The sequence below is a fragment of the Sphingopyxis sp. genome, from assembly GCF_035565275.1.
GTDB lineage: Bacteria > Pseudomonadota > Alphaproteobacteria > Sphingomonadales > Sphingomonadaceae > Sphingopyxis.
Genome location: NZ_DATMST010000146.1, coordinates 21,753 through 33,364 on the forward strand (window position 1 = coordinate 21,753; position 11,612 = coordinate 33,364).

The 11,612-nt window shown below is 65.4% G+C and carries 12 protein-coding genes; 6 read left to right on the forward strand and 6 right to left on the reverse strand.

Annotated features, from left to right (window positions below; genetic code table 11):
- Positions 1 to 251 precede the first annotated feature (251 nt).
- From secA to VN047_RS10145, 4 genes are all read right to left on the reverse strand, one after another.
- A complete protein-coding gene (gene secA, locus VN047_RS10130; RefSeq protein WP_325542290.1) occupies positions 252 to 2,987 on the reverse strand; it encodes a preprotein translocase subunit SecA in 2,736 nt (911 codons plus the stop codon).
- 110 nt (positions 2,988 to 3,097) lie between these two features.
- On the reverse strand, positions 3,098 to 3,364 hold the full coding sequence (locus tag VN047_RS10135) for a hypothetical protein (protein WP_325542292.1): 267 nt from the start codon (positions 3,362 to 3,364) through the stop codon (positions 3,098 to 3,100).
- Between the two features lie 91 nt (positions 3,365 to 3,455).
- Positions 3,456 to 4,469, reverse strand: a complete 1,014-nt coding sequence (locus VN047_RS10140; RefSeq protein WP_325542294.1) for an energy transducer TonB — start codon at positions 4,467 to 4,469, stop codon at positions 3,456 to 3,458.
- A 13-nt stretch (positions 4,470 to 4,482) separates the two neighbouring features.
- Complete coding sequence (locus tag VN047_RS10145) at positions 4,483 to 4,998, reverse strand: hypothetical protein (protein WP_325542296.1); 516 nt, start codon at positions 4,996 to 4,998, stop codon at positions 4,483 to 4,485.
- Positions 4,999 to 5,108: 110 nt separating this feature from the next.
- Between VN047_RS10145 and VN047_RS10150 the strand changes: the two genes are divergently transcribed.
- Complete coding sequence (locus VN047_RS10150; protein ID WP_325542298.1) at positions 5,109 to 5,912, forward strand: SDR family oxidoreductase; 804 nt, start codon at positions 5,109 to 5,111, stop codon at positions 5,910 to 5,912.
- Positions 5,913 to 5,937: 25 nt separating this feature from the next.
- Here the strand turns inward: VN047_RS10150 and VN047_RS10155 are convergent, their stop codons facing one another.
- Positions 5,938 to 6,651 (reverse strand): head GIN domain-containing protein, encoded by a 714-nt coding sequence (locus VN047_RS10155; RefSeq protein ID WP_325542300.1) that lies wholly within the window; start codon positions 6,649 to 6,651, stop codon positions 5,938 to 5,940.
- Between the two features lie 43 nt (positions 6,652 to 6,694).
- Positions 6,695 to 7,447: a head GIN domain-containing protein gene (locus VN047_RS10160; protein WP_325542302.1), complete on the reverse strand. Its 753-nt coding sequence runs from the start codon at positions 7,445 to 7,447 to the stop codon at positions 6,695 to 6,697.
- A 124-nt stretch (positions 7,448 to 7,571) separates the two neighbouring features.
- Between VN047_RS10160 and VN047_RS10165 the strand changes: the two genes are divergently transcribed.
- The 5 genes from VN047_RS10165 to VN047_RS10185 form a co-directional block, all read left to right on the forward strand.
- On the forward strand, positions 7,572 to 8,048 hold the full coding sequence (locus tag VN047_RS10165) for a GreA/GreB family elongation factor (RefSeq protein WP_325542304.1): 477 nt from the start codon (positions 7,572 to 7,574) through the stop codon (positions 8,046 to 8,048).
- Entirely contained in the window at positions 8,045 to 8,224 is a 180-nt protein-coding gene (locus tag VN047_RS10170) for a hypothetical protein (protein ID WP_054724496.1), read from the forward strand. The genes VN047_RS10165 and VN047_RS10170 overlap by 4 nt, the downstream gene beginning before the upstream one ends.
- A gap of 6 nt (positions 8,225 to 8,230) precedes the next feature.
- Complete coding sequence (locus VN047_RS10175) at positions 8,231 to 9,409, forward strand: NAD(P)/FAD-dependent oxidoreductase (RefSeq protein WP_325542306.1); 1,179 nt, start codon at positions 8,231 to 8,233, stop codon at positions 9,407 to 9,409.
- A gap of 67 nt (positions 9,410 to 9,476) precedes the next feature.
- A complete protein-coding gene (locus VN047_RS10180; protein WP_325542308.1) occupies positions 9,477 to 11,288 on the forward strand; it encodes a DEAD/DEAH box helicase in 1,812 nt (603 codons plus the stop codon).
- A gap of 98 nt (positions 11,289 to 11,386) precedes the next feature.
- On the forward strand, positions 11,387 to 11,612 hold a 226-nt coding region (locus VN047_RS10185), incomplete at its 3' end, for an alcohol dehydrogenase catalytic domain-containing protein (RefSeq protein WP_325542310.1).

Sequence of the window (11,612 nt, forward strand, 5' to 3'; positions counted from 1 at the left end):
CCCCAGCCCTTTCCACGCAACACGCCACCGGTCCGGCCGCGCGTGATGTCGGCCATGCGCGGCCCCGTCGTTCCTGCCTGCTGCGTCGCTTTGGGGCTACGCGGCCGCCAAGCTTGTGACGGCGATGCTAACCGTGCCCACGGGCCTTGGCAAGCGGGCGTGTGGGCGCGCGTTATTACCGTAACTCATGGAGTTGACGGGTTATTCCTTCGTCACCCCGGACTTCATCCGGGGCAACGAGGATAAACCGGTCAGATTGCCCCGTGGCAATGCTTGTACTTGCGGCCCGAACCGCAGGGGCAAGGCGCATTGCGGCTGATCTCAAGCTCCGAATAGGGGTTTTCGCCCTCGGGCAGGTCGGGGCGCGGCGCCTGCATCGGCGGCAGCGTGTTCGCGATCACACCCAGATCGCCGCCGTCGATGTCGGCGCTGTTGTCCTCGCCGGTGAACGGGTCGATGTGCGTCGTCAGAAAGTCGGGCAGATCGGGAAGCGGCATCGGTTCGGGTTCCTGATACTGGAAATCGATCCGCGCGACCGTGCGAGTCACATCCTCGCGGATGTTCGACAGCATGCGCTCGAACAGCGCAAAGGCTTCCTGCTTATACTCGTTGATCGGCTGCTTCTGCGCATAGGCGCGCAGGAACACGACCTGGCGCAGCGCGTCGAGGGTCGAGAGATGCTCTTTCCAGTGGTGATCGAGCGTCTGGAGCAGGATCGACTTTTCGATCCCCTTCCATGTTTCCTGATCGACCTGCCCCGCCTTTTCGGCTGCGACCGCATCGGCCTGCGCCTGGATGCGTTCCTCGAACATTTCGGGATCGACCGTGTCTTCTTCCATCCACGCATCGATCGGCGGATCGAGGTCGAGGATGTTCTGGACGCGCTCCTTCATCTGTTCGATGTTCCACTGCTCGGGATAGCTTCCCGGCGGACACGCGTCGGCGACGATCGCGTTCACCGTTTCGGCGCGCATCGCGAGCATCACGTCGTCGACGGTCTCGCTGTCGATGATCTCGCCGCGCTGTTCATAGATGACCTTGCGCTGGTCGTTCATGACGTTGTCATACTCGACGACCTGCTTGCGGATGTCGTAGTTGCGCGCCTCGACCTTCTTCTGCGCGGTCTCGATCGCCTTCGACAGCCACTTCGATCCGATCGCCTCGCCGTCCTCGAGATTCTTGTTCATCATCTTGGAAAACAGCGTGTCGGGGCCGAAGATACGCAGCAGATCGTCGTCGAGGCAGAGGTAGAACTTGCTGAGGCCCGGGTCACCCTGACGCCCCGAACGACCGCGCAGCTGGTTGTCGATGCGGCGGCTTTCGTGGCGCTCGGTCGCGAGCACGAACAGGCCGCCCGCAGCCTTCACCGCCTCACGCTCCGCCGCGACCTCATCGCGGATGCGCTGCGCGGCCGCTTCGCGCTCTGGCCCCTCAGGCAAATCCTTCAGTTCATCGTCGATCCGGAACTCCTCGTTGCCGCCGAGTTTGATGTCGGTGCCGCGGCCCGCCATGTTCGTCGCGATCGTGACCGCGCCGGTGCGGCCCGCCTGCGCGACGATATGCGCTTCGCTTTCGTGGAAACGCGCGTTGAGCACGCTGTGCGGCACGCCTTCCTTTTCGAGGTACGACGACAGCAGCTCGGACTTTTCGATCGACACGGTGCCGACGAGCACCGGCTGGCCGCGTTCGTTCGCCTCGCGGATTGTCTTGGCGATTGCGCCGAACTTGTCGGTGATATTCTTGTAGAATTCATCCTCGTCGTCGATGCGCGCGATCGGGCGATTGGTCGGGATGTTGACGACATTCATCTTGTAGATGTCGAAGAATTCGGCGGCTTCGGTCGCCGCAGTACCCGTCATGCCCGAAAGCTTCGGATACATGCGGAAATAATTCTGGAAGGTGATCGACGCCAGCGTCTGGTTCTCGGGCTCGATCTGGACGCCTTCCTTCGCCTCGACCGCCTGGTGCAGGCCGTCGGACCAGCGACGTCCGTCCATCATGCGGCCGGTGAACTCGTCGATGATCACGACCTTGCCGTCCTTGACGATATAGTCGGTGTCGATGCGGAACATCTGGATCGCCTTCAGCGCCTGATTGACGTGATGGACGACCTGCGTGTTCTCGATGTCGTAGAGATTGTTGCCCTGAAGCAGCCCCGCCGCCTCGAGCAGCCGTTCGACATGTTCGGTGCCTTCTTCGGTCAGGTTGATCGACTTGGACTTTTCGTCCTTCTCATAATCCTCTTCGACGAGCTGGTGGACGACCTCGTTGACACGGATATAGAGTTCGGACTTGTCGTCGGTCGGACCCGAAATGATCAGCGGGGTGCGCGCCTCGTCGATCAGGATCGAATCGACCTCGTCGACGATGCCGAAGTTGAATTCGCGGTGGACCATCTGCTGGCGGTCGAATTTCATATTGTCGCGCAGATAATCGAACCCGAGCTCGTTGTTTGTCGCATAGGTGATGTCGCTGTTGTACGCGTCGCGGCGCTGCATCTCGTTGAGGTTCGGGACGATGATCCCCGTCGTCAGGCCGAGGAAGCCATAGACGGTGCCCATCCATTCGGCGTCGCGGGTGGCGAGATAGTCGTTGACCGTCACGACGTGCACGCCCTTGCCCTCGAGCGCGTTCAGATAGCACGGCAGCGTCGCCATCAGCGTCTTGCCCTCGCCCGTCGCCATTTCGGCGATCTCGCCGCGATGGAGGACGACGCCGCCGACCATCTGCACGTCGAAATGACGCATGCCGAGCGTGCGGACCGCGGCCTCGCGAACCGTCGCAAAGGCTTCGGGCAAAATGTCGTCGAGCGACTCGCCGGCGGCCAGCCGGTCGCGAAACGCCTGCGTCTGCGCCTGCAGCGCCGCGTCGTCATAAGACTGCATCGTCGGTTCGAAGGCGTTGATCTTGTCGACGATCTTGCGGATCGAGGTGACGTAACGGTCGTTGGACGAGCCGAACAGGCTCTTGGCAAGGCTGCCGAACATAAAGGATTTCCTTGAAATTTTGATATTGTCGAGGCGGCTCGGGCGCCGCGCGGATATGGAAAAGCCCCCGCAAACGGAGGCGAGCCCGGCAAGGGCGTCAGCAGTCGATGCTATTCGAGCGCGCGGTCGCTACCGGTGAGCAGGCCGGGAAGATGCGGCGGAGCCGCCTTGCGCGGCTTGCCGCTGCCACTCGATGTACGCCGGGTCGGCGCGGTGCTCGTCGGGCGACGCTCGGTATCGCTCGCTTCGGTCTTGCCCGCCGTTTCGGCCAGCATGACCAGCGCCCCCATCGCCGCCGGAACGGCAGGCGCGGCAACGGCCCGGTCGGCTGTCGCCAGGCCGGTCAGCAATGCCAATAGGGTCAGCAATAACCGCAAGAATCGCCCCTCTTACCGCTCGGAACGACCAATATTGCGCCCCGTTCCCTGAACATAGGGTGAAAACCCGGCGGCGTCTAGGTCTTGGCGGCTATTTGGGCGGCGCGGCGGCGGGAGCATCCTCGATCAGCAATTCGCTGCGCATTGTCACGCGGCGCGCGACCGGCTTGCCGTCTGCATCGACGAACGGGATGAACTGGCGCGGTCCGTGAAACATCTCGCACGGCGATCCATACTCGGACGGCGGTGCCATCTTGCCGGTGCTCTCGAAGCGGCAGTCGCTGACCGTCCCGTTGGCGCCCACGACCATCGTCATCGTCAGGCTGCCAGGATCGCTCATCGGGAATTTCCTGACCGGTTTCGTTACGATGGCGTCATCGCCCGCAGCCTCTTCACGGGGCAAAAGCCAGTTGAACTTCACCGGGGCCACGCCCCTTGCCGGCTTGCCCGCGCTATCGAGAGCGGGTTCGAATTTTCCCTTGTCGCGCATCAAGGTGCACGAGGCGGCGTCAAGCGAGGCGGAAAGGCTGCTATCGGTCACGCTGCATCCGGTGACGCGTCCTTCGGCATCGACATCGACCGTCATCCGCACGATGCCCTCCTCGCCCGCCTCGCGCGCGATGGCGGGATAATGGTCGGCAGGCAGGAGTTCGTTCATCGAAATGTCGGGCCGGGGCCGGCGCGGCCAGCCTTCTCCGCTTTCATCCACGGCGAAACCGGGCGCCCCCAGCGCGAACAGGCCGCCGCCTTCGGGGATCTGCCAGCGAATGCGGTTGCTGTAGGTGCCGCCGACCGGCTTGCCCTTCGCATCGCGCCCGGGCTTGAAGCGCGCCCGCTCCATGATCAGCCGGCACGTCGTCGCGTCAAGGTCGCCGTGCCCGCTCGACGAGATGATGTCGCACGCGCTCGGCAAGCCGTCGGCGCCGATCGTCAGCCGGAAGCCCGTCGTCCCTTCGCGCTCCTCGTGCATCGCACGTGCCGGATAATCATCGTTTGTCGCCCAGCTGCCCGGGAAGGTCGCAGGCTCCATCGGTTCCGCGCTCCCCGAAGCCGCACCCGCGTCCGCCTGCGCTGCGAGCACCATCATCATCGACAACAGCATCATTCCCCCTCGCCCTTCATCCCAATTGCGGGTTCAACCCCTTCACTTCGATCAGAAAGCTCTTCGGCTTCTTGAAAAACTTGCTCTTGCGGTTGACCTTCAGCCCGGCGACCTCGGCCAGTTCCATCACGAAATGGACGCAGTTGAACTTGTTCAGGCTGTAGCTCGGCTGCTTCCGCTCGCGCCATTCGGTCACCTTCGCCATCAATAGCGCATATGTCGCATCGTCGACGGTCACGTCGAACTGGCGGTCGCTTTTCGCCACATAGCCAGGCTTCGACGTCTGCACCTCGCCCTTCACCGCGCCGAACAGGATCGCGGGACTGACCGACGTCGCGGTGAAGCCGTAATTGGCGTCGACCATCTCTCCCGTCGCATCGACCTTGCCCTTCAGCACGATGAAGGCATGCGGAAAACGGTCGCCGAAATCATGGCTGTAGAAACTGACGACCACCTCGGCGCGCGCCGGGGCGGCAAGGCCCGCGCACAGCATCATCAGGGATAGCAGGATCGAACGAAGGCCGCGGGTCATCGCCGCCGTCTTAGCGATCACCCCTTTACCTTGCCAAGCCGCGATTGCCGCTTGACGGACACGTCAACTTCGCACCATGTCTCATTGACATGAATGTAAGGAGGGCAGGAATGGCACGGAAGGCGATTTTCATCACCGGCGGCGGGTCGGGCATCGGCCGTGCGGTCGCGCGCCATTTCGCCGCGCAGGGCTGGTTCGTCGGCATCGCCGACGTCAACAGCACAGGGATCGACGAGACCGCGGCACGGCTGCCCGAAGGCGCGTCGTCGCGGCACGTGATGGACGTGCGCGACCGCGATCAGTGGAAGGGTGCGCTCGACGCCTTTGCCTCGGCGAGCGGCGGCCGCCTCGACGTGCTCTTCAATAATGCCGGCATCGGGTCAGGCGGCCAATATATGGAAATGGCGCCCGAGGAAGCCGACCGGCTGATCGCAATCAATTTCGGCGGCGTCGTCAACGGCATCTATATGGCGCTGCCGCTGCTCAAGGCGACACCCGGATCGACGATCCTCAACACCGGATCCGCGTCGGGCTTCTATGGCGTCGCCGGGCTTGCGGTCTACTCGGCAACCAAGTTCGCGGTGCGCGGGCTGACCGAGGCGCTCGAAATCGAATTTGCGAAGCACGGCATCAAGGTGCGCTCGCTGATGCCCGGCTTCATCGACACGCCGCTGCTCGACCAGGTCAGCGCCGACAGCAACGAACCCGCGCGCAGCCGCCTGTCGGCGAGCGGCTTCGAGATCGTTCCGGTCGAACGGGTGGCCGAAGCCGCGTGGGAAGCCGTGCACGGCACCAGCGTCCACACCCCCGTCGGCAAGATGGCGCGGCGGTTGTCGCGTATCGCCCGCTGGTTCCCCGGGCTTATCGTCCGCCAGTCGAAAAAGATCGACGGACTCGGGGCGGCGGCGCACTGACCGGCCCATCCGGGAGAGCCCCCCGCTATTTCTTCGCGTTACCGCACTGCACCGATCCGCTGCCGAGGTTGCGGACGGTGCACACGGGCCGGCCGAGGACGACCGTCCTGCCAATTCCGCGCGTCGTCACTGCGGCGCGCTTGACCGCGTTCAGCATGTGATCGCCTGCGCCTTCGCTGTCGAAAATCAATTCGTCGACCGCCAGCGTGCCGGCATCGAACAGGCCCGCGCCCGACAAGGTCATCTGCGCCTGCTTCGCGGTGCCGCCGAGCGTCATCGTGCCGTTGCCGATCATCATCACCGACAAGCGGTCGGTCTCGATCGCGCCCACCGAAAGCCTGCCGGGGCCACGCAGACCCACGACGACGCGATTACCCTTCAGCCGGTCGATCTGCAGCGACCCCGCGCCGCCCATCGTCGCCGACCGGAGCGTCGCGGCATTGATCCGGATCGTCACCGCGCCGCGCGAAGTGCGGCGCTTTTCGTCGCCCGCGAACTGGCGCTGGCCGATGATCAACCGTCCGTCGCGTGCCTCGACGCTCAGCCGGTCGAGCGCGTCCTGCGGCCCCGTCGCGACGGCGCCCACAGGGGCGCGCATCGCCACTTCGATGATATAGTCGGCGTTGACCTCGATCACCTCGAAGCTGGTGAGGCCGAAGCGTTTTTCGGCAGCCGTCGCAGGGCCGGCGAAAAGCAGGGCAGCGGCCGCGATCGCGGCGCATCGTGGCACAAGGGTCATGGTGCCGCCTTACTGCCTAAGGCGCAGCGGCACCAGCACCGCGTCAATTGCAGGTCGCGGTTCCCGATCCCATCTTGCGGGTCGAGCAGGCCGCGCCGCCGCCCAGCTTCACATCGCCCGAGCCCAGGATACTGATGTCGGCTTTGCCGGTCGCCTGCGCATCGACATTGCCCGACCCGGTGATCGACACGTCGAGCGTCCCGGCGACAAGGCCATCGGCATCGATGTCGCCCGATCCGGTGACGCTGAACTCGCCCGAACCGATACGGCCGCCGCCGATCTCGATATCGCCCGACCCCGAAACGGTGATCTCGGCGCTCTTGCCGGCAAGCTTCGCGACCTTGAGGTCGCCCGATCCGGTCACCACCGCCTCGACCGCGTCGCCATCGACGCTGTCGGCTTCGATCGATCCCGACCCCGTCAGGCGGACCTTGTCCAGTTTGGGCATGGTGATCGCGATATCGAGGTCATCCTCGTCGCGGCTCGAAAAACGGATGCCGTCGCGCTTGCGCCCGATCGACAGGCGCGATCCGTCGAGCTTGATCTCAAGCCGGTCGAGCGTTTCCTGGCGCCCCCTCGCGACGATCGAGAAATTGTCGCCCTGGCGGATGGTGACGTCGTCGGGACCCGCGACCTCAACGCCGGTGAAACCGGTCAGCGCAAAGCTCTGCGTGGTGATCGGACCGACGCTGGCCGGCGGGCCGCTCCGCTCGGCCTGCTTCTCGTCGGCCGGAGCCGTCCCGTTGCACCCGGTCACAAGAACCAGCGGCAAAAGCGCCATCATCCAGTTACGCATCGCAAATCTCCTCTGTGTATTATGATCATAACACACGATTATCCGGACTGTCCAGCACCGTGCCATCTTGTCGCCACCTTCGGGGCGCAGGGGCCGTCTTTCCTTTTCGATCAGCGAGCCAGTCATGAGCGTAGCCTTTCGCCGCGAAAGCGACGACGAGCATAAAGAACCCGAGTTTGAGCTGCCCATTCCGGTCGGCCCCAACCTCGTGACCCCGCGCGGGCTGCGCCTGATCGGCGACGAGGCTGCGCGGATCGAGGCCGAAATCGCCGCGGCGACCGACGAGGACGCGCGCAAGAAGCTGCAGCGCCGTCTGCGCTATTTCCACACGCGGCAGGCGACGGCGGAGGTGCAGGCACCGCCCGCCGACGGCAGCGCCGGCATCGGCAGCCGCGTTACCTATCGCTTCAATAGAGCGGAAAAGACAATCACCATCGTCGGCGGTGACGAGGCCGATCCGGCACACGGGTCGATCGCCTTCTTCGCCCCGCTCGCCCGCGCGCTGATGGGCACCGAGGCAGGCGAAAGCGTCGAATATCAGGACCGCGAGGATGCAATCACCATTCTTGCCGTCGCAACCGATCCGGAGACGCAGGCATGAAGGACAAGTTCGAACGCCACAAACAACCGTGGACCGCCGCCGAGATCGACAAGCTCCACACGCTCGCGAAAAAGGGAATGGCGCTGAAGGCGATCGCCAAGGCGCTGACGCGGAGCGAGGAATCGGTGAAGGTCCGCGCCAAGGCCGACGGCCTGTCGATCGCAAAGCTGCACTGAGCCTCCATGTCGGCCAGTGAATTTGACGCCATCGTGCTGGGTGCCGGCGCGGCGGGGCTGATGTGCGCCGCAGTTGCGGGGCAAAGGGGGCGGCGCGTCCTGCTGCTCGATCATGCCGATGCGGTGGGGAAGAAAATCCTGATCTCGGGCGGCGGGCGCTGCAATTTCACCAATGTGAATACCGCGCCCGACCGTTTTATCTCCGCGAACCCGCATTTCGCCAAATCGGCGCTTGCGCGCTACACCCCCGCCGATTTCATCGCGCTCGTCGAGCGTTACGGCATCGCATATCACGAGAAAACGCTCGGCCAGCTCTTCTGCGACGGGTCGGCGAAACAGATCGTCGCGATGTTGCTGGAGGAAGCGGCGAAGGCCGGCGTCGACATCCGCACCGGCCAGCCGGTCAGCGAGGTCACCCACGCCGACGGCAAGTTCAGCGTCCGGTTCGGCGATCAATATTTCGCTGCTCCCGCGCTCGTTATCGCGACCGGCGGCCCGTCGATCCCCAAGATGGGCGCGACGGGCATCGCCTATAATCTCGCGCGCCAGTTCGGATTGAAGGTCGTCGAGCCGCGCCCCGCGCTCGTCCCGCTGACGCTTGGCGGCGACGACGTGCTGTTCCGCGAATTGTCGGGCATCGCCGCACCCGTGGAGGCGCGCGCGGGCAAGGCGGCATTCCGCGAAGCCGCGCTGTTCACCCACAAGGGACTCTCGGGTCCGGCGATCCTGCAGGTCAGCAGCTATTGGCGCCACGGTGAACCCGTGACGATCGACCTGTTGCCCGACGCGCCGCGAGACTGGCTGCTCGACGCCAAGCGCACCCGTCCCCGCGCCACGTTGCGCGCCACGCTAGGCGCCATGCTCCCCGACCGCCTTGCCGAAACGCTTGCCGAACGCCTCGCACTTCCTGGCGAACTCGGCGCGCAGACCGACCGCAAGCTCGCCGATGCCGAAGCGCGGCTCGCGGGCTGGATTTTCCGTCCCAACGGCACCGAAGGCTTCGCGAAAGCCGAGGTCACCGTGGGCGGAATCTCGACCGCAAACCTGTCATCGCAAACAATGATGGCCAAAACCGTCCCGAACCTCTATGCGGTCGGCGAAGCCGTAGATGTCACAGGGTGGTTAGGCGGCTATAATTTTCAATGGGCCTGGGCGAGCGGACACGCTGCCGGACAGGTGATTTAAGCCCATTGAGCCCCTTTTCCGTCGGCTCGTCACCGCACCGGTGACGGCCCCTATTATTGAGATAACAATGCCTTTCGAAAATCTTTCGCCCGTCCTTTCGGACGCCCTTGTCGCGCGCGGCTATGAAGCGCTCACCCCCGTCCAGACGCATGTCACGGAAGCCGAGGCCAAGGGCCGCGACCTGCTCGTCTCCGCGCAGACCGGCTCGGGCAAGACCGTCGCCTTCGGCCTCGCAATGGCTGACGAGCTGATCGAGGACGGCCGCCTGCCCTTCGCCACCTCGCCGCTCGCGCTCATCGTAGCGCCGACCCGCGAACTCGCGCTGCAGGTCAGCCGCGAGCTCAGCTGGCTTTACGGCAAGGCTGGCGCGCGCATCGCGACCTGCGTCGGCGGCATGGACGCCAGCAAGGAACGCCGCGCCTTGGGTCAGGGCGTGCAGATCGTCGTCGGCACCCCCGGGCGCCTGCGCGATCACCTCGAACGCGGCGCGCTCGACCTCACCGCGCTCCGTGTCGCGGTGCTCGACGAAGCCGACGAAATGCTCGACATGGGTTTTCGCGACGACCTTGAGGAAATCCTCGACGGCACCCCCGAAACGCGCCGCACCTTGCTGTTCTCGGCGACGCTGCCGAAGCCGATCGTCCAGCTCGCCAAGCGCTACCAGCAGGATGCGCTGCGCATCTCGACCGTCGGCGAAGACCGCGGCCATGGCGACATCGCCTATCAGGCGGTGACCGTCGCCCCCGCCGACATCGAGGGCGCCGTCGTCAACCTGCTCCGCCTGCACGACGCCGAAACCGCGATGCTGTTCTGCGCGACGCGCGACAATGTGCGCCGCCTTCACGCCAGCCTTGTCGAGCGCGGTTTCGCCGCGGTCGCGCTGTCGGGCGAGCATAGCCAGAATGAGCGCAACGCCGCACTGCAGGCGCTCCGCGACCGCCGCGCCAAGGTCTGCGTCGCGACCGACGTCGCTGCGCGCGGCATCGACCTTCCGACGCTCAGCCTCGTCATCCACGTCGAAATCCCGCGCGACGCCGAAGCGCTCCAGCACCGTTCGGGCCGCACCGGCCGCGCGGGCAAAAAGGGCACCGCGGTCATCATCGTCCCCTATCCGCGCCGCCGCCGCGTCGACGGCATGCTGCGCGGCGCGCGGATCAACGCCGAATGGATGGACGCCCCGACTGCCGCCGACGTCCGCCAAAAGGATCAGGAACGGCTGATGGAGAAATTGCTCACCCCCGTCGAGCATGAGCCCGAGGATCTGGAACTGGCGCAGCGCCTGATGGCCGAACGCACCCCCGAAGACATCGCCGCATCGCTCGTTCAGGCGCACCGCGCGCTGATGCCGCCGCCCGAAGACCTGCTCGACAACGGTCCGCGCGGCCGCGACCGTCCCGAACGCGGCGAACGCTTTGAACGCCCTGAACGCGGCGGCGGCGACCGCCGCGACGGCTTCGAAGACAGCGTCTGGTTCCGCCTCAACATCGGCCGCCACCAGAATGCCGATCCGCGCTGGATCCTGCCCCTGCTCTGCCGCCGCGGCCATGTGAGCAAGAACGAGATCGGCGCGATCCGCATCGGGCCGAAGGAAACGATGTTCAATATCCCCCGCGCGATAGCTGACCGCTTCGCCGAAGCCGTGGTGCGCACCGCGAACCAGGACGGCGAGGACGACAGCGGCGTGTCGATCACGCCCGCGCCCGACGGCCCGACCTATCCGCCGCGCCGCGATAAAGGCCCACGCGACGCTGGACCGCGCGGCGCGCCGGGCGGCAACCGTGCAGGTCCACGCGGACCGCGTGGCTCGGGCGGTCCCGGCGGCAACGAACGCTACAAGCCCAAGCCCTACGGCCAGCGCAGCCCGCGTCGCCCCAAATGAGTTGATCCCCTCCCCTTCATGGGAGGGGCTTTCATCGCACTGCCCTTGCGCTCTCTGCTCCGGCCCACCAGATGGACCGGACAGCAGGAGAGCGGCGCATGCAGGCGATTGAGGCTTTCATCGAAAAGCAGGGCGGTCCCGAGGTCATCGACTGGCGCACCGTAACGCTCGCCGATCCCGCTCCCGGGCAGGTGCTCGTGCGCCAGACCGCGGTCGGGCTCAACTATATCGACACCTATCACCGCGACGGCACCTATCCGGTCGAGCTTCCGGGCGGGCTCGGCGTCGAGGCGGCGGGCGAGGTGATCGCGGTCGGCGCCGACG

Bases quoted from the DNA above. Each gene is read 5' to 3' on its own strand.
- secA (WP_325542290.1), bottom strand. From the start codon at position 2,987: ATGTTCGGCAGCCTTGCCAAGAGCCTGTTCGGCTCGTCCAACGACCGT.
- VN047_RS10140 (WP_325542294.1), bottom strand. From the start codon at position 4,469: ATGATGCTGTTGTCGATGATGATGGTGCTCGCAGCGCAGGCGGACGCG.
- VN047_RS10145 (WP_325542296.1), bottom strand. From the start codon at position 4,998: ATGACCCGCGGCCTTCGTTCGATCCTGCTATCCCTGATGATGCTGTGC.
- VN047_RS10150 (WP_325542298.1), top strand. From the start codon at position 5,109: ATGGCACGGAAGGCGATTTTCATCACCGGCGGCGGGTCGGGCATCGGC.
- VN047_RS10155 (WP_325542300.1), bottom strand. From the start codon at position 6,651: ATGACCCTTGTGCCACGATGCGCCGCGATCGCGGCCGCTGCCCTGCTT.
- VN047_RS10160 (WP_325542302.1), bottom strand. From the start codon at position 7,447: ATGCGTAACTGGATGATGGCGCTTTTGCCGCTGGTTCTTGTGACCGGG.
- VN047_RS10165 (WP_325542304.1), top strand. From the start codon at position 7,572: ATGAGCGTAGCCTTTCGCCGCGAAAGCGACGACGAGCATAAAGAACCC.
- VN047_RS10170 (WP_054724496.1), top strand. From the start codon at position 8,045: ATGAAGGACAAGTTCGAACGCCACAAACAACCGTGGACCGCCGCCGAG.
- VN047_RS10175 (WP_325542306.1), top strand. From the start codon at position 8,231: ATGTCGGCCAGTGAATTTGACGCCATCGTGCTGGGTGCCGGCGCGGCG.
- VN047_RS10180 (WP_325542308.1), top strand. From the start codon at position 9,477: ATGCCTTTCGAAAATCTTTCGCCCGTCCTTTCGGACGCCCTTGTCGCG.